General features: G+C 63.4%; 19 protein-coding genes and 1 tRNA gene. 13 read left to right on the top strand and 7 right to left on the bottom strand.

The window, feature by feature from the left end:
* The first annotated feature begins 169 nt into the window (after positions 1–169).
* Together J2W40_RS07050 and J2W40_RS07055 are read left to right on the top strand one after the other, a co-directional pair.
* Positions 170–1,513, top strand: a complete 1,344-nt coding sequence (locus J2W40_RS07050) for an alkaline phosphatase family protein (RefSeq protein WP_409050356.1) — start codon at positions 170–172, stop codon at positions 1,511–1,513.
* A gap of 85 nt (positions 1,514–1,598) precedes the next feature.
* Positions 1,599–2,825 (top strand): YceI family protein, encoded by a 1,227-nt coding sequence (locus J2W40_RS07055; protein WP_310223068.1) that lies wholly within the window; start codon positions 1,599–1,601, stop codon positions 2,823–2,825.
* Positions 2,826–2,981: 156 nt separating this feature from the next.
* On the opposite strand, the gene J2W40_RS07060 is transcribed toward J2W40_RS07055, so the two are convergent.
* Entirely contained in the window at positions 2,982–3,644 is a 663-nt protein-coding gene (locus J2W40_RS07060) for an OmpW/AlkL family protein (protein ID WP_310223070.1), read from the bottom strand.
* 126 nt (positions 3,645–3,770) lie between these two features.
* Here J2W40_RS07060 and hemN point away from each other — a divergent pair, with 126 nt between their 5' ends.
* The 5 genes from hemN to J2W40_RS07085 all read left to right on the top strand — a co-directional run bounded on the left by hemN (position 3,771) and on the right by J2W40_RS07085 (position 8,059).
* A complete protein-coding gene (hemN, locus tag J2W40_RS07065) occupies positions 3,771–5,078 on the top strand; it encodes an oxygen-independent coproporphyrinogen III oxidase (protein WP_310223514.1) in 1,308 nt (435 codons plus the stop codon).
* Positions 5,068–5,283, top strand: coding sequence for a hypothetical protein (locus J2W40_RS07070; RefSeq protein ID WP_310223072.1), 216 nt, complete (start codon positions 5,068–5,070; stop codon positions 5,281–5,283). Before hemN ends, J2W40_RS07070 begins: the two co-directional genes overlap by 11 nt.
* Before the next feature lie 100 nt (positions 5,284–5,383).
* On the top strand, positions 5,384–5,746 hold the full coding sequence (locus J2W40_RS07075; protein ID WP_310223074.1) for a Rap1a/Tai family immunity protein: 363 nt from the start codon (positions 5,384–5,386) through the stop codon (positions 5,744–5,746).
* 127 nt (positions 5,747–5,873) lie between these two features.
* Complete coding sequence (locus tag J2W40_RS07080; protein ID WP_310223076.1) at positions 5,874–7,244, top strand: class II 3-deoxy-7-phosphoheptulonate synthase; 1,371 nt, start codon at positions 5,874–5,876, stop codon at positions 7,242–7,244.
* A 74-nt stretch (positions 7,245–7,318) separates the two neighbouring features.
* Complete coding sequence (locus J2W40_RS07085) at positions 7,319–8,059, top strand: sulfite exporter TauE/SafE family protein (protein WP_310223078.1); 741 nt, start codon at positions 7,319–7,321, stop codon at positions 8,057–8,059.
* A gap of 294 nt (positions 8,060–8,353) precedes the next feature.
* Here the strand turns inward: J2W40_RS07085 and J2W40_RS07090 are convergent, their stop codons facing one another.
* Entirely contained in the window at positions 8,354–9,142 is a 789-nt protein-coding gene (locus J2W40_RS07090; protein ID WP_310223080.1) for a TerC family protein, read from the bottom strand.
* A gap of 143 nt (positions 9,143–9,285) precedes the next feature.
* On the opposite strand from J2W40_RS07090, the gene J2W40_RS07095 reads away from it, so the two are divergent.
* The 3 genes from J2W40_RS07095 to J2W40_RS07105 all read left to right on the top strand — a co-directional run bounded on the left by J2W40_RS07095 (position 9,286) and on the right by J2W40_RS07105 (position 13,550).
* The gene (locus J2W40_RS07095) at positions 9,286–10,203 is read left to right on the top strand and encodes a tetratricopeptide repeat protein (protein WP_310223082.1); all 918 of its coding nucleotides are present in this window, start codon (positions 9,286–9,288) and stop codon (positions 10,201–10,203) included.
* A gap of 106 nt (positions 10,204–10,309) precedes the next feature.
* Positions 10,310–11,326, top strand: coding sequence for a class 1 fructose-bisphosphatase (locus J2W40_RS07100; protein ID WP_310223084.1), 1,017 nt, complete (start codon positions 10,310–10,312; stop codon positions 11,324–11,326).
* A gap of 340 nt (positions 11,327–11,666) precedes the next feature.
* A complete protein-coding gene (locus tag J2W40_RS07105) occupies positions 11,667–13,550 on the top strand; it encodes an acyltransferase family protein (protein WP_310223086.1) in 1,884 nt (627 codons plus the stop codon).
* Here the strand turns inward: J2W40_RS07105 and J2W40_RS07110 are convergent, their stop codons facing one another.
* Positions 13,551–14,444, bottom strand: a complete 894-nt coding sequence (locus J2W40_RS07110; protein WP_310223088.1) for an N-formylglutamate amidohydrolase — start codon at positions 14,442–14,444, stop codon at positions 13,551–13,553.
* 124 nt (positions 14,445–14,568) lie between these two features.
* Here J2W40_RS07110 and cpdR point away from each other — a divergent pair, with 124 nt between their 5' ends.
* The gene (gene cpdR / locus J2W40_RS07115; RefSeq protein WP_310223516.1) at positions 14,569–14,946 is read left to right on the top strand and encodes a cell cycle two-component system response regulator CpdR; all 378 of its coding nucleotides are present in this window, start codon (positions 14,569–14,571) and stop codon (positions 14,944–14,946) included.
* Between the two features lie 4 nt (positions 14,947–14,950).
* Here the strand turns inward: cpdR and J2W40_RS07120 are convergent, their stop codons facing one another.
* Positions 14,951–16,282 carry a dicarboxylate/amino acid:cation symporter gene (locus J2W40_RS07120; RefSeq protein ID WP_310223090.1) on the bottom strand — a complete coding sequence of 444 codons (1,332 nt, stop codon included), beginning with the start codon at positions 16,280–16,282 and terminating at the stop codon, positions 14,951–14,953.
* Between the two features lie 128 nt (positions 16,283–16,410).
* On the opposite strand from J2W40_RS07120, the gene J2W40_RS07125 reads away from it, so the two are divergent.
* Positions 16,411–16,485: transfer RNA gene (locus tag J2W40_RS07125), tRNA-Val, on the top strand.
* 102 nt (positions 16,486–16,587) lie between these two features.
* A complete protein-coding gene (locus tag J2W40_RS07130; RefSeq protein WP_310223092.1) occupies positions 16,588–17,211 on the top strand; it encodes a 5'-methylthioadenosine/S-adenosylhomocysteine nucleosidase in 624 nt (207 codons plus the stop codon).
* Here the strand turns inward: J2W40_RS07130 and J2W40_RS07135 are convergent.
* The 3 genes from J2W40_RS07135 to J2W40_RS07145 all read right to left on the bottom strand — a co-directional run bounded on the left by J2W40_RS07135 (position 17,208) and on the right by J2W40_RS07145 (position 19,982).
* On the bottom strand, positions 17,208–17,744 hold the full coding sequence (locus J2W40_RS07135) for an adenine phosphoribosyltransferase (RefSeq protein WP_310223094.1): 537 nt from the start codon (positions 17,742–17,744) through the stop codon (positions 17,208–17,210). The two genes, J2W40_RS07130 and J2W40_RS07135, sit on opposite strands and share 4 nt — an antisense overlap.
* Positions 17,745–17,826: 82 nt before the next feature.
* The gene (locus J2W40_RS07140) at positions 17,827–18,675 is read right to left on the bottom strand and encodes a cytochrome c1 (RefSeq protein ID WP_310223096.1); all 849 of its coding nucleotides are present in this window, start codon (positions 18,673–18,675) and stop codon (positions 17,827–17,829) included.
* A 14-nt stretch (positions 18,676–18,689) separates the two neighbouring features.
* Positions 18,690–19,982: a cytochrome b gene (locus tag J2W40_RS07145; protein WP_310223098.1), complete on the bottom strand. Its 1,293-nt coding sequence runs from the start codon at positions 19,980–19,982 to the stop codon at positions 18,690–18,692.
* Positions 19,983–19,987 lie beyond the last annotated feature (5 nt).

Below are 19,987 nucleotides of genomic sequence, written 5' to 3' on the forward strand. Positions count from 1 at the left end.
GCCGAAAACTCATCCATCGGGCGCCTCCAACCATGGAGACTGCCCAAGAATCCCATTCGATCAATCGTTCAAGCCCATATGCGATTCCCCTGCCCTCAAGGGGGAGGGGCCAATATGGATCACTGCTCCTCTTCGGCCAGGGGCACAAGAAGGACAGCATATCCTCATGATCAAAACCGCGCTTCTCCTCGCCACCGCCCTCGCCGCCTGCCTTTCCGGCATGGCGCTGGCGGAGCCGGTGCTGCTGATCTCGATCGACGGGCTGCGGCCCGGCGACGTGATCGAGGCACAGAAGCGCGGCCTCGCCATTCCCAATCTGCGCCGCTTCCTGACTGATGGCGCCCATGCCTCCGGCGTCACCGGCGTCGCGCCAACGCTGACCTATCCCAGCCACACGACGCTGATCACCGGCGTGTCGCCCGCGAAACATGGCATCGTCGCCAATAACAGTTTCGATCCCATGGGCATCAACCAGGGCGGCTGGTACTGGTATGCCCCCGACATCAAGGTGCCGACCCTTTGGGAAGCTGCAAACAAGGCGGGCCTCTCCACCGGCAATGTCCACTGGCCGGTCAGCGTCGCGCCCAAGGGCGTGACCTGGAACCTGCCGCAAATCTGGCATACCGGCCATGGCGACGACGCCAAACTGCTCGACGCGCTGGCAACGCCGGGGCTGTCGGCCGAACTGGCGGCGAAGGTCGGCCAGCCCTATGCAATGGGCATCGACGAAAGCCTGACCGGCGACCAGCTCCGGGGCAAATTCGCCACCGCGCTTATCGCCACGCACAAGCCGCAATTCCTGACCGTCTATTTCGCCGCGCTTGACCATGAGGAACATGCGAGCGGCCCTGACAGCCCGGCCGCCAAGGCCGTGCTGGAAAAGATCGACGCCATCGTCGGCGATCTGGTGGCGGCGGAGATGCAGGCCCATCCCGACGCGGTGATCGCCGTGGTCAGCGACCATGGTTTTGAAGCGACGCATACCGCCATCAACCTCTATCGCCCGTTCATCGACGCGGGACTGATCACCGTTGGCGCTGATGGCAAGGTCGCCTCCTGGCTGGCCATGCCCTGGATTTCGGGCGGATCGGCCGCGATCATGCTGGCCCGGCCCGACGACGCCGCACTGACGGAACGAGTGAAGACGCTGCTCGACACGCTCGCCGCCAACCCTGCCAACGGCATCGCGCAGGTAGCCGACAAGGCGCAGATCGCCGCGATCGGCGGCAATCCGCAAGCGACTTTCTATATCAACCTCGCCCCAGGCTTCGTCACCGACATTTATCGCGGCCCCCCTGCGCCGGTGCGCGCGAAAAGCCCGGTCAAGGGGATGCACGGCTATTTCCCCGGTCCCGCCAATCTGCAGGCGAGCTTCCTGCTGATGGGCAAGGGCGTGCCGCGCGGCAAGGATTTGGGCATGATCGACATGCGCGCCATCGCACCGACGCTGGCGACCATCATGGGCGCGTCGCTGCCCGACGCCGACAAGCTAGCGATCGACCTCCAGCCCTAAGGCAACGCAGCGTTTCCCGGCGCGGCAATGGACTTCGTTGCACAGGCGACATAGCTTTGCCCCGTTCATTGATCCGGGGGTTCCCATGCCGCGCTACAGCCTTGCCGCCATCATCCTGCACTGGGCGATCGCCGCCCTGCTCGCTTTCCAGATCAGCGTCGGCTGGGCGCTGGAAGATCTGGGGGCGCGCGGCTTTGCGCTCTACCAACTACATAAGTCGGTCGGCATCGCCATCCTCGCGCTGACGCTGCTGCGGATCGGCATCGGCTATTGGAAGCCGCGCCCGGCGAAGCTGGAGGGCGGATGGCAGGGTGCCTTGGCATCGACCGTGCATGGCGGCCTCTACGCTTTCATGTTGGGTGCGCCGCTGACCGGCTGGGCGCTCGTCTCGACTGCCAAGGTCAAGGTGCCCACCCTGATCTTCGGGATCATCCCCCTGCCGCATCTGCCGCTCCCCGCGTCCGCCCATGGCCTGGCCGAGGGCGGCCATAGCCTGATCGCCTGGATCGGTATCGCGCTCGTCTTGCTCCATGTCGCGGGCGCGCTGCGCCATCATCTGCTGATGCGCGACGGCCTCATCTGGCGGATGATCCCGAACCGATCGACCGCGCTGCTGGTCGGACTGCCCGCGCTGATCCTGCTCGGCTTTGCGCTGGGGCGGATGATTCTGCCCGCTGCTGCACCCGTTACCGCCGCAGAAGCGCCAGCCGCCGAAGAACCGGCAGCAACGGCCCCGGAGGCCCCAGTCAACATCACCGAACCAGACAATAGCGCCGTCGCCAATGAAACCGTCGCCGCAGCAGAAGAACCCATCGGCCCGCCCCCCGCCTGGACCGTGCAACCCGGCGGCACGATCGGCTTTGCGGTCGGGAATGATGGCCAGACGATCACGGGAAGTTTCGTCAAATGGACCGCCGCGATCGTCATGGACCCCGACCATCCCGAAACCGCCGACATTCAGGTATCCATCGACATGGCCAGCGCCAGCGTCGGCGACGCCTATCAGGACGGGATGCTGCCAGGCGACGAATTTTTCGCCGTCGCCGCCCATCCGACCGCGACCTTCACCGCAAAGGGCGCGGAAAAAACAGGAGCAAACGCCTATCGCGCCAGCGGCAGGCTCAGCCTCAAGGGCGTGAGCAAACCCCAGACCATCAGCTTCACCCTGTCGGGCGACGGCGCGACCCGCAAGGTCAGCGGCACCGCCACCATCGCCCGCGCCGCCTTCGGCGTTGGCAATGGCGACAGCAGCGGCAGTCTGGCTCCCAATGTCGCCGTCACCTTCGCCTTCACCGCGAAGAGGAAGCCATAAACCACCTTCCTCCGTTCGCCCTGAGCCTGTCGAAGCCTGTCCTGAGCGCCTGCCTTGGCAGGCAGTCGAAGGGGGCCTCACTTCTTTGAAGAAAGTGCAGGGCTTCGACAGGCTCAGCCCGAACGGGCTTGATGGTGGATGCGAGGGCAGTCAGCCCTAAAACCGCATCCCGACACCCACGCCGAACACCCACGGGTCCAGGCTCACCTTCACCCGCTGCACGCCTGCCGCCGCCGTCGTCAGCCGCGCTTTCGTGTCGATGTCGATATATTTGACGTCGAAGTTCAAAAACAATTTCTCGTTCAGGTCGATGTCGACCCCCGCCTGCCCGGCCCAGCCAAAGCTGTCGGACAGATGCACCTTGGTCTTGCCAACCGCGCCTTCCAAAGCGCTGGACGCATCATTGTTGAAGAACAACGTATAGTTTACGCCCGCGCCGACATAGGGACGGATCTTGCTGCCCGGCGCGAAATGATATTGCACCGTCAGCGTCGGTGGTAGCGCATTGGTCGCCGCCAGATCGCCCAGCGATCCCGTCGTCCCGGTCTTGCCGCTCACCGTATGGCGGCTGGTCGCCGCGATCAGTTCGAAACCGATATGATCGGTCGCCATGTAAGTGATGTCGATTTCCGGCGTGATGGTGTTGTTCACCTTCACCTTTTCGCCCGGAAAGCCGGGCAGCACGCTACCGCTCTTCTCATTGGGCGCGACCATGATGCCGCGCAGGCGGACAAGCACGTCGCCCTGCGCGGCCTGCGCCGGGGCGGCCATGGCAGCAGCGGCGCAGGCCGTGGCTAGCAGGATGGTCTTGATGGTCATGATAAATCTCCCTGTCTGGTGGGGAGCGCTCTGCCGCATCCGGCACGGCGCGGCATTGACCGGGCGCAAGCTGCAATTTGATCTGGCGCAATGCAGCCGCGGCGACTTGCTGCGATCACCCAGCCCATGTGGACCTATCATCCTGACCTGCTCGCCCGGCCGGTGCCGCGCTACACCAGCTATCCCACCGCCGCGCAATTTACCGATAGGGTCGGCGCGACGGAGATGGGCCAGCGGCTGGACGCGCTCGCCCCCGACACGCCGATCTCGCTCTATGTCCACATCCCCTATTGCCACGACATCTGCTGGTATTGCGGCTGCAACACCGGCGCGGCGAACAAGGCACAGCGGCTGACCGCCTATGTCGAAGCGCTGGAGCGCGAAGTCGCGCTGATCGCCGCCCGGCTGAACGGACGCGGTCGGGTGACGCGTATCGCTTTTGGCGGGGGCAGCCCCAATTCGCTGCCGCTCGTCGATTTCATCCGGCTGATGCAGCAGTTGCTACGCTGTTTCGACGCCCATCATGCCGAGCTTTCGGTCGAACTGGACCCGCGCCGTCTGGACGCGGACTGGATCGACGCGATGGCCGCCATGGGGGTCGACCGCGTCAATCTGGGCGTCCAGACCTTCAGCCCCCATGTCCAGACGCGGATCGGCCGTATCCAGCCGCTCGACATGGTCGAACGCGCGGTGGAACGGCTGGACAAGGCAGGCGTCGCCACGGGCTTCGACCTGATGTATGGCCTGCCGGGGCAAAGCATGGACGATCTGTCCGCCACGCTCGACGCCACCATCCGCCTCGCGCCTGCGCGCATTGCCCTGTTCGGCTATGCCCATATGCCGCGCCTGCTGCCGCGCCAGCGGCGCATCGACGCCAGCGACCTGCCAGATGTCGCTCAGCGATTCGCGATGGCTGCCATGGGGCATGTTGCGCTGACGCAGGCAGGCTATCGCGCGATCGGCTTCGACCATTTCGCCCTGCCCAACGATGGCATGGCGTTCTCCGCCGCGCAGGGCCGCTTGCGCCGTAATTTTCAGGGCTTCACTGATGATCCCGCCCAAATCTTGATCGGCATGGGTGCCAGCGCCATCAGCCAATTCCCCGACCTGATCGTCCAGAATGCGAAACAGGCCGGCCCCTGGCGCACCGCGATCGAAGCGGGCCAGCTCGCCACCACGCGCGGCCTGATCCGCACTTCCGAAGACCAGCGTCGCGGGCGCATCATCGAAGCCCTGCTCTGCCAGGGCGAAGTACATCTGGACGCCGCCGACCCCCAGCCCGACCTCGACCGCTTCGAACAACGCGGACTGGTCGAACGGAGCGGAAATCGTCTATGGCTGACCGCCGAAGCACTACCCTACGCCCGCAGCATCGCCGCCTGTTTCGATGCCTATCTGGAGCTCGTCGAAACACGGTTCAGCCATGCGGTCTAGCGCGGCGCTCGCCAGCACGCTGGCCTGCCTGTTCCTCAACGCCCCGCTGGCCAGCGCCGATGCCGCTTCACCCTGGTATTGCGGCGCAGGCCTTGCGGGCCAGTGGGTGCCGCCCTGGCTGCCCCAGCCCGGCCCCAGCCGCCACGACATCGCCTGCCACCTCATGACCGGATGCCGCCGCGAGGAGCAGCGCGAAGCTGGCTGAGCCGGATGGTGGCCATAGCGCGCCCGGTCGTCTGGACAGGCCCGGAAGGCTGCGTCATGGTCGCCCCCAACGCCCCTCACCCACAGGATGCCCCGCCATCATGCGCGCGCCCCTCCTTGCCCTGCCCGTCGCCCTGCTCGCCGCGTCCCCCACACCAGCCGCACAACCGGGCGGCGGCGCATTCATGTTCGAAAGCGGCACCAGCCTGCTCGCCAAATGCCGTAACAAGGCTCCCGAATATGGCCTCGCCTGCACCGCCTATATCGTCGGCGTGGTCGATGGCATCCGCAAGGATCTGTTCATCGGACGGGGCCGACAAGTCTGCTGGCCCGAAAGGATGAGCGCCGACGACGCGCGCCGCACGGTGGTCGCCTATCTCGAACGCTGGCCCGACCAACGGCGCACCCCCGCCTCCGTGCTGGTCAGCGTTGCGCTAAACGACCGCTATCCTTGCCAAAAATAGCCGCTCGATCACATTGATCGAAAGGATCATTGCGCGGCGCGCCCGTGCGGCTGCTATAAACTTGCCTTGAAGGGCGCGGCGGCGTAGGTGCGGCCCCTGTTTTTTTGGTTCATGTAGGAGACTCGTCGTGGCGGCGAAATGGACGCCGGATAGCTGGCGCGCGCATAAGGGCATTCAGATGCCTGCCTATCGTAATGCGGAGGCTCTGGCCGCCGTCGAGGCACAGCTTGGCCAGTTTCCGCCGCTCGTCTTTGCAGGCGAAGCCCGCAACCTGAAGGCGGATCTCGCCAAGGTCGCGGCTGGCGAATCCTTCCTGCTGCAGGGCGGCGATTGTGCGGAGAGCTTCGCGGAATTCCACCCGAACAATATCCGCGACACGTTCCGCGTGCTGCTGCAGATGGCGGTCGTCCTGACCTTCGCGTCGAAGCTGCCCGTGGTGAAGGTCGGCCGCATGGCAGGTCAGTTCGCCAAGCCGCGCTCCGCCGACACCGAAGTCATAGATGGCGTCGAACTGCCCAGCTATCGCGGCGACAATGTCAACGACATTGCCTTCACCGCACAGGGCCGCGAGCCGGACCCGCAGCGGATGGTGCAGGCCTATAACCAGTCGGCGGCCACGCTCAACCTGCTGCGCGCCTTCTCGACCGGCGGCTATGCCAGCCTCGACCGGGTGCATGGCTGGATGCTCGATTTCATGGGCCGCTCGCCCTGGGCTGCGAAGTTCGAACAGATGGCCGACCAGATCGGCCAGGCGCTCGACTTCATGCGCGCCTGCGGCCTGTCGGCGGAAACCGTGCCCCAGCTTGGCGGGACCAGCTTCTACACCAGCCATGAAGCGCTGCTGCTGCCGTTCGAACAAGCGCTGACGCGGCAGGATTCGCTGACCGGCGACTGGTATGACACGTCCGCGCATATGCTGTGGATCGGCGACCGCACCCGGTTCGAAGGGTCGGCCCATGTCGAATATCTGCGCGGCATCGGCAATCCGATCGGCCTCAAATGCGGCCCCAGCCTGGAGCCGGACGCGCTGCTGCGCCTGCTCGACACGCTGAACCCGTCGCGTGAAGCCGGGCGGATCACGCTCATCACCCGCTACGGCCATGACAAGATCGAGGCGGGCCTGCCCAAGCTGGTCCGCGCGGTGCTGCGCGAAGGGCATCCGGTGGTGTGGTCCTGCGACCCGATGCACGGCAACGTCATCAAGGCCGCCAACGGCTATAAGACGCGGCCCTTCGATCGCATCCTGGCCGAAGTGCGCGGCTTCTTCGCCGTCCACCGCGCCGAGGGCAGCTTCGGCGGTGGCATCCATGCCGAAATGACTGGCCAGAATGTGACGGAATGCACCGGCGGCGCCATCGCCATCACCGACGAAGGCCTCGCTGACCGCTACCACACCCATTGCGACCCGCGCCTGAACGCAGCGCAAAGCCTGGAGCTGGCTTTCCTGCTGGCCGAAATGCTGAACGAAGAACTGAAAGAACGCCGCGCCGCTGCGTGATGATCGGTCGGGGCTGGATTGCATGATCCGGCCCCCGCTGGTCCGGGCGGCATCGGGCGACCGACGGAGGCATATTGGACACGCAGACGATCGTCATCATGGCTTTGCTCATGGGCGTGGGCGCGATGCTTTATACGGCCGTCGGGCATGCCGGGGCCTCGGCCTATCTCGCGATCATGGCCTTCTTCAGTGTCGCGCCGGAAACGATGCGGCCGACCGCGCTGGTGCTGAACATCCTTGTCGCCACCTTCACGACCTGGCGCTTCGCCCGCGCCGGGCAATTTGACCTTCGGCTTGCCCTGCCCTTCGTACTGGGTGCCCTGCCCTTCGCATTTCTGGGTGGCCGCATCCACCTCCCAGCCGACACCTATCGGCCCCTCGTCGGGGCGATTCTGCTTGTCGCGGCGGCACGGCTGCTCTGGCCCCGCCCGATCGCCCAGCAGGCGACGATAGCCGCACCGCCCCTATGGGCAAGCCTTGGCAGCGGCGCGATCGTGGGCGCGCTATCGGGCCTGACCGGGACGGGCGGCGGCATTTTCCTCAGCCCTATCCTGCTTTTCTTTGGCTGGTCTACGCCACGCCGTGCCAGCGGCGTTGCCGCCCTGTTCATCCTCGTCAATTCGATCGCGGGGTTGGCCGGTAATCTGTCGAGCGTCGGAAAATTGCCGGACGCGCTGCCCTATTTCCTCGCGGCGGTCGCGATCGGCGCGGCGATCGGGACCAGCTTAGGCATTGCGCGCCTCCCCAATGCGCGCCTGCTTCAGGCATTGGGCGTCGTGCTGTTGATCGCCGGCGGAAAACTGCTTCTCACCTGACGCATCACAGACCGCAGACGGCTCTGCCGGGACGCGGGAATGGGCTCTTTCAAAATAGGATTTCGTCTGCTTTATCCTGACGGATGCGTGATCCTTCCTCCCCGATGCCAGGATTTTTTGGCGGCAACAGCGTCGCGTCGCTGTCGCATAGGTGTCGCGTCAGTGGCGCGTCGCTGGCGCGCGGGCCGCACCTGACGCATAGGCATCCGTCGCGTCGCCGGTGCCTATCCGTCGCAATTTCTGCGAAACAGGGAAAATCACCCCGACGACGGTGTGAACTTTGCCACTGTCGCGTTACTGCGCCCCGCCCTTCCGTTTCTGCGCACGGCGCGCAAAAATGTTCAGGCATTCGACCAGCGTCGAAAACGCCATCGCCGCATAGATATAGCCCTTGGGCACATGCACGCCAAAGCCATCGGCGATCAGCACCGCGCCAATCATCAGCAGGAAGCCCAGCGCCAGCATCACCACGGTCGGATTGCGCGCGATGAAGTTGGCGAGCGGATCGGCCGCCAGCACCATCGCGGTCACCGCGACCAGCACCGCGATCACCATGATCGCCAGATTGTCAGTCATGCCAACCGCGGTCAGGATCGAATCGAGCGAGAAGATCATGTCGAGCAGGATGATCTGCACGATCGCGCTGCCAAAGGTGATGGTCGCAACGCTCTTCTTGTCCAGCATATCGTCACCACCCGCCGGATCGACAGTGTGATGGATTTCCTTGGTCGCCTTCCAGATCAGGAACAGACCGCCGACGATCAGGATCAGGTCGCGCCAGGAAAATTCGGTCTCAAAAGTCGGTGCGCCGTATTCGTTCAACGGACCGCTGATGCCAAGATCGAACACCGGGGCCGTCAGCCCGACGATCCAGGCGATCATCGACAACAGAACCAACCGCATGCCGAGCGCCAGGCCGATGCCGATGCGCCGTGCCGTCTGCCGTTGCTCCATTGGCAGCTTGTTGGTCAGGATCGAGATGAACACCAGATTGTCGATACCCAGCACCACTTCCATGACCACCAGCGCGATCAGCGCGGCAATGGCGGTGGGGTCGGTAAAAGCGGCAATCAGACTGTCCATGATAATCCTTCCAGGGCTGCCATTCGGCACGCGGGCGCAACGATCCATCTGGCCAGCAGTTCCCGCCCACCTGCGCAGCACCGTCTTGATCGGGTGAAGAGGCGCGCTTACAGCAACGGCGGGGCAAATCAGGGGGAATTTTTATGCGGTCAATAATGGGGGTCACCATGCTGGTGGCGGTCCTGACAGCAAGCATGCCGGTTCAGGCGGAGGTCTTCTCCATGACCGGCCATTTTCCCGCCCCCCATCGCCCCGTCAGCCAGCTCCGCAGCATCGGCGTTGATCGTATCGCCGGGCGGGACGGCACCGCCCTGGCACTGGCGATCGAACAGAAATTGCGCCGGACCGGACCGGATGGACGCCCCTATTTTGCCCTCATTGCCTTGTCGCGGCGCGGCCCCGATGCCGATGGCATCATCACCGGCCTGGCCGACGCCAGCGTGCGCGACAGCAATGTGACCCGCAAGGTGGAGGTATGCGCCGAGGGCACCGAGCAAAAATGCACGAAGAAGGAAAAGGTGGAGGCATTCTGCTTGCAGCAGACGATCAGCTTTGCCCCGACCTTGCGGATCGCCCGTGCAGCGGACGGTCAGATACTCTATAACGAAACCCGCACGCAAACCGACACGATCGTCACCTGTCCCAACGACAAGTCCAAGCGCACACCGCGCCAAAGCATTGATCGCATGGTTCGCGCCGCCGCCGACCGGCTGGCTGACGACATTATTCCACGCCACGAAAATTATCGCATCCGTCTGCGCGAAGAGCGCGAGGGGATGGACAAGGCCATGGCCCAGCGGTTCCGCGACAGCATCAAATTGTCGCAACGCGATCCGGTCGCCGCCTGTAATATATGGTCCGCAATGGACGCCAACCAACCGGGCCATCCTTCGCTTCTGTTCAACCGGGGACTGTGCGCTGAACGGGACGGCGACTATGCGACGGCGGAACGCTTTTATGCTCAGGGTGCGCGCGACGATGCTTTTGCCGAAGCGGTGGAACGGGTCCGTGCCCTGACGCTGGGCCGCGCCGACGCTGCGGCACGGGCGCGCGGCGAGTGACGCGGCGGCTGGACTTGACGGAGCGAGTCCCGTAGCGAAGGCCCGTTCCGATTTTCAAGCGCCGCGGCGTCCTGTCGCGGCCCCTGCCCTTTACGAAAGGCGGCCCATGGCAAGAACCACCCTCACCCGTTTCCTGATCGAACAACAGCGCTTGGCCGAAGCCCTGCCCGCCGAATTGCGCCTGCTGATCGAAACCGTGGCGCGCGCGTGCAAAACGATCAGCCATGCCGTCAGCAAGGGCGCGCTGGGCGAAGTGCTGGGCAGCCTGGACAGCGAAAATGTCCAGGGCGAAGTCCAGAAGAAGCTGGACGTCATCGCCAATGAAATGCTGCTCGATGCCAATGAATGGGGCGGCCATCTCGCCGCCATGGCGTCGGAAGAGATGGAGACGATCCACCGCATCCCCAATCGCTATCCCAAGGGCGAATATCTGCTGCTGTTCGATCCGATCGACGGGTCCAGCAACATCGACGTCGACCTTTCGGTCGGCACCATCTTCTCCGTTCTCAAAGCGCCTGAGGCCTGTGCCGGCCGCGAAGTGACCGAGCAGGATTTCCTGCAGGACGGCCGGGCGCAGGTCGCGGCGGGCTATGCCATTTACGGGCCGCAGACCTTGCTGGTGCTGAGCGTCGGCACGGGCGTCTATGAATTCACGCTCGACCGCGAAGTCGGCAGCTGGGTGATGACCGACGCCAATATGCAGATGCCGCAGGGCAAGTGCGAATTTGCCATCAACATGTCGAATCGCCGCCAATGGTCGCCCGCCGTTGCCCGCTATGTCGAAGAGCGCGTCATGGGCGGCGCGGGTCCGTGCGGCCAAGATTACAACATGCGCTGGACCGCCTCCATGGTGGCGGACGTGCATCGCATCCTCAAGCGCGGCGGGATTTTCCTCTATCCCTACGACCATCGCAATCCGGGCAAGGCCAAGCTGCGGCTGATGTATGAAGCCAATCCGATGAGCTATCTGATCGAGCAGGCCGGTGGCGCGTCGAGCGACGGGTTCCAGCCGATCATGGACGTGCCCGCGACCAGCCTGCACCAGCGCGTCGGCGTGGTGCTGGGCGACCGCGCCGAAGTGGAAGCGGTCGTCGCTTATGGCCGCGAGATGGCGACGGCATAGAAGATAAGAAAATGGGGGAGAGCGCACTTAAGCGCTCGATCCCCCAACTATGCCCCGCCTGCCGGTCTTACCGGCGGCCCCTCTCCAGAAACATGTTATATGGCGCGGCAACAGCGAGGGATGCCTAGCCCAAGCCGCAGACAAAAAAAAGGCTGATCGTGAGACCAGCCTGAAAAGTTTAGGAGAGGATGCCTGAAAGGCACAGTCTTAGTGCCAGCGGGGCGTATTCTTCGCAAATGCGAAGGGTGAAGCTGCAATTGCGTAAACTGCAATCGTGTCCCGTGCCCTCGCGGCGAATCGGGTAAAGCAAATATCAGGGCTTTGGGCGTAGGCCCGCGCCATGCACGGAAAGGCAGAACAGATAGGCGCGCACACGACCCGGCCCCACCGCCGCGACATTGACGGCCTGCGTGCGCTCGCCATCCTGCCTGTCCTGCTGTTCCACGCCCATGTGCCGGGCTTTGCGGGCGGCTATGTCGGCGTCGACATCTTCTTCGTGATTTCGGGCTATCTGATCACCGGCATCATCGCCCGCGACATCGACGAAGGCCGCTTCTCGCTGCTCCGCTTCTACGAGCGGCGCTTCCGGCGAATCATGCCCGCCCTCGCCCTGATGATCCTCGCCGTGCTGGGCCTGTCGGCCTGGCTCTATTTGCCCGGCGATCTGGAGGGCGTGCCCAAATCCGCTTTGGCTGCGACGCTGTTCGTCTCCAACCTGTGGTTCTTCACCGACACCGGCTATTTCGCGGGCGGCGCCGACGTGAAGCCCCTGCTCCAGACCTGGTCGCTGGCGGTGGAGGAGCAATATTATATCGGCTTCCCCGTCCTGCTGATGCTGCTCGCCCGCTTCGGAACGCGCGTGCGCGCAGGCGTCGTGGCGGCCATCGCGGTCGCCTCCCTGACCCTGTGCATATTGATGCAGCGCGACACCACAGGCTTCGCCTTCTACCTGCTCCCCACCCGCGCTTGGGAATTACTCGCGGGCGCGCTCCTAGCGCTGGGGATCATACCTGCGATCCGGGCGCGCTGGCTGCGCGAAGCCGTCGCTTGGGCTGGCCTCTTGGCGATCGGCAGTGCGGTCTTCCTCTATGACCGCAACACGCTATTCCCCGGCGTTGCAGCTTTGGCTCCCGTCCTGGGGGCAATGGCGCTGCTCCACGGCGCGCCGGGGACGATCGTGGGTCGCATCCTCGCCCTGCCCCCGCTGGTCGGCGTTGGGCTGATCTCTTACTCGCTTTATCTGTGGCACTGGCCGCTGATCGTCTTCACCGAATATGCGACCGACCTGCCGCTGTCGGGTGGAACACAGATCGCCGTCCTTGTCGCATCGCTGGCCATCGCCTGGCTATCCTGGCGCTTCGTCGAACAACCTTTCCGCGATTCGGCCCGCATGCCGCCCCGCACCATTTTCCGCTTCACCGGCGCGGCGATGGCGCTACTCTGTGCGCTGTCGCTAGCCCTGCTGGCGATGGGACCATGGTCCTCACGATTTTCACCCACCGTTCTGGCGCAGATCGCCGGGCGCAACGACATCAGCCCGGATCGCAAACGCTGCCACGACAGCTATATGCGTGGCGCCAAGCCCTGCATCCTGGGCGCCCCAGTCCGGCCCGACGCCATGCTGTGGGGCGACAGCCACGGCGTGGAACTGGCGCATGTGCTGGCACAAGACGCCCGCGCACAGGGCCAATCGCTGATCGAGCGTACAACGTCGAGTTGCCCGCCCGTATTGGGTTATGAGGCGAAGGATGCTCGCTGCGCTACCGCCAACCGGACCGCGTTCGAAGCAATCCGCGCCGATACGGGATTGCGCCGCATCTACCTTGCCGCCTTCTGGGCCAATGGCGTATTTGACGATCCCGCTTTCGTGGCGAAACTCGACCGCACCATCGCCGCGATCCGGACCGAAGGGCGGGAGGTCGTGCTGATCGGCGCAGTTCCGCCCCAACCCTTCGACGTTCCCCGTCACCTCGCCCATCTGGCGAGAGCCGGCAGGCTGAACCGCGCGCAAGGCATCGCGCGGGCACAAGTGGAAGCGCGCATCGTGCGTCTGCGCGCGCTCTTTGCCCGCTGGCAGGCGCAGAGTGTGACGCTGATCGACCCCGTGGCGCGGCTATGCGACGCGCGCGTCTGCGCCATCGAACGGGACGGCCAGCCGCTCTATTTCGATTCGCACCACTTAAGCGTTGCAGGCGCGCGCGCCGTCATTGATCCGCCGCGTTAATCACTCCGCCGCCAATACATAATCGGCACGCGGCAATTCGGCCGCGAGCGCCTGGACCATCGCTTGCACCAGCACGCGCATCCGTGCGATTCCCGGCCCCGGCCGGTCCAGCGTCGCGTCGAGATAAAGTGCGCGGTCGATCTCGATCTGCAGCGCATGCAGATCCCGCTCCGGTCGCCCATGCCGTTCGATCAGATAATCGCCCGCATAAGGGCTATTGATCGCCACCAACATGTCGTGCCCCGCCGCGACATCGGCGGCGAGCGTCGTCAAGCGGCTCGACGCGCTGCGGCCGAACCGGTCGCCCAGCACCAGGCCCGGCGCGGGGTGTCCTGGGGACGGGGGCGGCAACGGTGGCATAGAATGCAGGTCGATCAGGATCGCATGGCCATGAACATCGCGCGCCGCAGCCATTAGTTGCCCAATCATCGTGTGATAGGGCCGATGGACCGTCTCGATCCGCCGCTGGGCCTCAGCCCATGCAATTGGCCTGAGCCACAATTCGGGCGCGCCGGCCAAACGGCGCGGCAGCAGCCCAAGTCCGCCGCGTAACTTCGCGCTGCTCTGCAACGTGATCATAGGCGGCAGGTCCGACAGCATCGCCGGATCAATCTCCCGGTCATGGCGATTAAGGTCGATCAATGCGCGCGGTGCGCGCGCGATCAGTACCGTAAAGCCGAGCGCAATGAGCGGGTGGACGAGCAAATCGACCCAACGATCTTCAAGCCGCCTTAATGTCTCAGGCCGCACGCGCGCCTGCTCCAGCAAGGCGGGGGGATAGAGGCGGCCTGCGTGGGGAACCGACAGTATAACCGGACTGTCAGGAACCGTGGGGCCATATAGGTCGAAGGCCGGGTCGCTGTGCGTCGGCGCGCGCGGCGGGCTGTCGTCCAATAGGGCTCCTTTCAACGGCGCAGGCGAAAATGGTTGCTTGGCTGGATAATATTTACACCTTGTCGCATATATCTCGGCTTCGCGCCACCCGTGGGGGTCGCAGATGTTATGAAGAGTGGGGGCGATGGTTCGCATATTATTGGCAGAAGACGATGAAAGCATGCGGGTCTATCTTGCTCGCGCGCTGGAACGGTCGGGATATGAAGTCGTCGCGGTTTCAACGGGAACCGAGGCTGTCCCCCATATTCAATCCGACCGATTCGACCTGCTCCTGACCGATATCGTCATGCCGGAGATGGACGGCATTGAACTAGCCCAACACGCCGCATCCATAGCACCGGATATGCGCATCATGTTCATCACTGGCTTTGCCGCGGTGACATTGCGCGCAGGTAAAGCCGTGCCGCAAGCAAAGGTCCTGTCCAAACCTTTCCATTTGCGCGATCTGGTGCTGGAGGTTGAACGGATGTTTAGCAGCGAGAGTCTGACCGGATTGAACTGAACGTCTAGTCTGGAACGACTTCTTGCATGTCAGGCGTGGGATCAAGCGCGATCCCCGCCATCGCAGCGTTGAAACGCTCCCGATCCAGCCCCTTTTCCCAGGCGGATACCACCACCGTCGCCACGGCATTGCCGATAAAGTTGGTCAGACTTCGGCACTCGCTCATGAAACGATCCACGCCCAGGATCAACGTCATGCCGGCAACAGGCACGGTCGGCACAATCGACAGCGTCGCGGCCAATGTGATGAAACCCGCCCCGGTGACCCCCGCTGCCCCTTTGGATGATATCATCGCGACCAACAGCAGCAATATTTGCTGCTCCAGGCTGATATCGACATTGCAAGCCTGCGCGATGAACAGCGCCGCGAGGGTCATATAGATGTTGGTGCCGTCAAGGTTGAAACTATATCCTGTCGGCACGACCAGGCCGACCACCGACTTGCGGCACCCGGCTCGCTCCATTTTCTCGATCAGGCTGGGCAAAGCGGCTTCCGACGAGGATGTGCCGAGAACCAGAAGCAATTCGGCCTTCAGATAGCGGATGAGATGAAGGATGTTGAAGCCCACCGCCCAACAGACGCCGCCCAAAACCACCAGCACGAACAAAAGCGAGGTCAGATAGAAGGTCGCGACCAGTCCCGCGAGGTTGGCGAGCGTGCCGACCCCATATTCGCCGATGGTGAAGGCCATCGCCCCGAACGCCCCGATCGGTGCCGCCTTCATCAGGATCGATACCAGTTTGAACACCGCATGGCTGGCGGATTCGAGGACGATCATCAGCGGGGCTGCCTTGTCGCCGATCAGAGTCAGCGCGATGCCGAACAGGATCGCCACGAACAGCACCTGCAGGATGTTGCCGTCCGCCACCGCCGACACCATGGTCGCGGGAATGATGTTCATCAGAAAGCTTGTCAGGCTGCTCTCATGCGCCTTGCTCGCATAGTCGGCGACCTGTTCGGCATCGAGGCTGGCGGGATCAATGTTGAGCCCCGCGCCGGGCTGTACCACATTCGCGACAATCAGGCCGACAATCAGCGCCAGCGTCGAAAAAGTCAGGAAATAACCAAAGGCCTTGGCCGCGACCCGGCCAATGGCACCCAGTTCCTTCATGCCCGCAATGCCGGTCACAATCGTCAGAAAGATGACAGGCGCAATGATCATCTTCACCAGCTTGATGAAGGCTTCCCCCAAGGGCTTGAGCTGGACACCGGCATCAGGGAAGAAATGACCGATCGTCACGCCCAGCGCGATAGCGATCAGCACTTGGACATAGAGCTGCCGATACCAGGGCAGACGTGGCGTCGTCTGGATCGGCGAAGATGGCGATGGCAGCATATGTCTTGGCGTCCCCCTGTTTGCACTGCAACATATGGGCCTGCTATGCCCTGTCCAGAAGAATATCGGGGTCGGGCATTTTCCTGCTTGCACCATCCGATTCGCCCGGCTAAAGGCCCAACTCCCGTGGGCGTGTAGCTCAGTGGTAGAGCACTGTGTTGACATCGCAGGGGTCGCAAGTTCAATCCTTGCCACGCCCACCATGACAAAGCCCGTCACCTGTTTTCAGGTGGCGGGCTTTCTCTTTTGCGGTGTCGCTGGCGCCGGGCTATGGGCGTTGCGGCATGGGCAAGGGGCGAACAGAGATGGCAGGCTGCGAGATCGTTTCGGGCAAGCGCCTGCTGTTCGTGATGGCGGCAGATGCGGAATATGGGCCGCATCTGCGTAGCCGGTTTACGCCGCTGATGACGGGCGTGGGGCCGGTAGAGGCCGCACTGGCGACCGGGATCGCCCTTCAGGATATGGCGCGCCATAATGCGCTTCCCGATCTGGTCGTATGCCTCGGCTCGGCCGGTTCGCGGATTTGCGGCTTGGGTGAAATTGTGCAGGTCGCCAGCGTTTCGTGGCGCGATATGGATGCCTCGCGGTTGGGCTTTACCAAAGGCGTGACGCCCTTTGTCGACCATCCGGTTGATTTGCCGCTGGCAACGCCACTGGCCATACCAAGCGCCCGGCTCTCCACAGGTGCCAATATCGTCGGCGGCGACGATTATGCGGCAATCGACGCCGACATGGTCGACATGGAGACCTTCGCGGTGGCGCGGGCCTGCGCCCGGTTCGACGTGCCGCTGATGGGCTTGCGCGGTATTTCCGACGGACCGGGCGAACTCGATCATATCAACGGCTGGATGGAATTGCTGGAACTACTCGACGAGCGTTTGGCGGCAGCGGTCGATCTGCTGCCGGAGGCATTGGCCAACGGTCTTTAGTCGCCTTCGAACGCGATGATCGCCTGCGCGGCGACACCGTCGGCTTCCAACGCCGCCATCCCGCCAAGATCAGGCAGGTCGATCGCGAACAGCGCCATCAACACACTCGCGCCCTGCTCGCGCAGCAATTGCGCTGCGGCAAGGGCCGTGCCGCCTGTGGCGATCAGATCATCGACCAGCAATATGCGGGCACCCGATGGAACTTGCCCTTCATGCAGTTCCAGACGATCCGTGCCATATTCCAGCACATAGTCGATGCCGACAGTTTTGCCCGGCAGCTTGCCCGCCTTGCGCACGGGCACAAAACCCTTGCCCAAGGTCAGAGCGAGCGCGGCCCCCAGGATGAAGCCGCGCGCTTCAATGCCGACGATCAGGTCGGGGTCCAGCGGTCGCGCGATGGTGCCCATACGCTCGACAAGTTCCGCCAGCCCTGCCCCGTCCGCCAGCAAGGTCGTGACATCGCGAAATTGAATGCCGGGTTTCGGAAAATCGGGAATGGTGCGGACGAGGCCCGCCAGCGTGTCGATGCTCATGCCGTCTCCATAAGGAAAAAGGGCGCGGTTCCCAAATGAAACCGCGCCCTCTTCATAATCCTTGTTCTTGCGGACCGACCTGTCAGGCCGCCTTCTTCTTTTCCGCCCAGATATTCTGGTAGGACATATAGGCCAGGCCCGTAGCGATCAGCAGGAAGATGATCGTCGCCAGACCCGCACGGCGGCGATTCTCCAGCTTCGGCTCAGCGGTCCAGGTCAGGAAGGCCGAAACGTCCTTCGCCATCTGGTCCACCGTCGGCTTGGTGCCGTCGCTATAGGTCACCTGGCCTTCGGCCGTCAGCGGCGGCGCCATGGCGAGGTTCAGGTTCGCAAAATAGGGGTTGTAGTGCAGCCCTTCCGGCGTCTTGGAGTCCGGGAACTCCTTGAGCAACGCAGCGGGTTGCGCCTGATAACCGGTCAGCAGCGAATAGACATAGGCGCTGCCATGGTGGCGGGCCTTGGTCATCAGCGACAGGTCTGGCGGGATCGCATTATTGTTTGCCGCAGCCGCCGCGACATTGTTCGCGAAGGGCTTGGGGAAATAGTCAGCGGGCATCGGCTCGCGGGTCGATGCTTCGCCCGTTGCCGGGTCGACCGAGGGAGCCTTGATCGCCCATTGCTTGGCGATCGCCTTCACTTCCGCTTCGTTATAGCCCAACGCTTCGAGATCGCGGAACGCCACGAACTTGAGGCTGTGGCAGGCCGAGCAGACTTCCTTGTAAACCTGGAAGCCGCGCTGCAGTTGCTGCTTGTCATAGCCACCAAGCGGTCCGTCGAACGAGAAGGACACGTGCTTGGGAAGCTCGTGGAATTCATGCTCCACGGTCGGCTGCGGAGGTTCGGAGACATAGGCCACCGCCCCCATGAGGAAGGAGACCAGCAGCCAGCCCGCGAAGAAGAGGCCGACGAGAAATGCGCCGATGCGTACCATGTTACGTCTACCCCTTATTCGGCCGGGACCGCGACGGTTGCGCCGTCGGTCTTGCCATATTTCGCCAGCACGGCCTCGGTGATCGAACCGGGCAACGGCAGCGGCTTTTCAAAGCGCGAGATCAGCGGAAGGATGATCAAGAAGTGCGCGAAATAATAGGCCGACGCGACCTGCGAGATCATCACGAAAGGCTCTTCAGCCGGCGCACCGCCGCAATAGCCCAGGATCAACACGTCGAGGATGAGGATCCAAAAGAACTTGTTGAAGGTGGGGCGATACTTGCCCGACCGCACCGGCGAGGTGTCGAGCCAGGGCAGGAAGAAGAGCAGCAGGATCGATGCGAACATCGCCAACACGCCCAGCAGCTTGGCGGGGACGAAGAAGAAGTCCACGGTGAAGGCGCGCAGGATGGCGTAGAAAGGCCAGAAATACCATTCCGGCACGATGTGCGCGGGCGTCGAGAGCGGGTTCGCTTCGATATAGTTGTCCGGGTGGCCCAGGAAGTTGGGGGCGAAGAACAGCAGGATGCAGAAGGCGATCAGGAAGATGCCCGCGCCGAAGCCGTCCTTGGCCGTGTAATAGGGATGGAACGGCACAGTGTCCTGCGGTCCCTTCACCTCCACGCCGGTCGGGTTCGAGGAACCGGGAATATGCAGCGCCCAAATGTGCAGGATGATGACACCGGCAATCACGAAGGGCAGCAGGAAGTGCAGCGAGAAGAAGCGGTTGAGCGAGGCGTTGCCGGGTGCAAAACCGCCCAGCAGCCAGGTCTGGATCGGTTCGCCGACCACGGGAATCGCGCCGAACAGGCCGGTGATCACCTTTGCGCCCCAGTAGGACATCTGACCCCAGGGCAGCACATAGCCCATGAAGGCGGTGGCCATCATCAGCAGGAAGATGACGAGGCCAAGCAGCCATACCATCTCGCGAGGCGCCTTGTAGGAGCCGAAATAGAGACCGCGGAAGATGTGGAGATAGACGACGATGAAGAAGAAGCTGGCCCCGTTGGCGTGGGCATAGCGCATCAGCCAGCCCGCATTGACGTCGCGCATCGTCTGTTCGACGGTGCTGAACGCCACCAGGTCATTGGCACCATAATGCATCGCCAGGACGACGCCGGTGATGATCTGGATCATCAAAGCAAGGCCGGCCAGGACGCCGAAGTTCCAGAAATAATTGAGGTTACGCGGAACGGGATAGCCCGCACCCACAGCGTTATAGGCGAGACGCGGAAGCGGCAGCTTCTCGTCGATCCACACCATCACCGGATTTTTCGGCGTATATTGCTCAGCCCAGGGAAAGCTCATCGTTT

The organism is Sphingobium xenophagum, assembly GCF_031457465.1.
GTDB lineage: Bacteria > Pseudomonadota > Alphaproteobacteria > Sphingomonadales > Sphingomonadaceae > Sphingobium > Sphingobium xenophagum_A.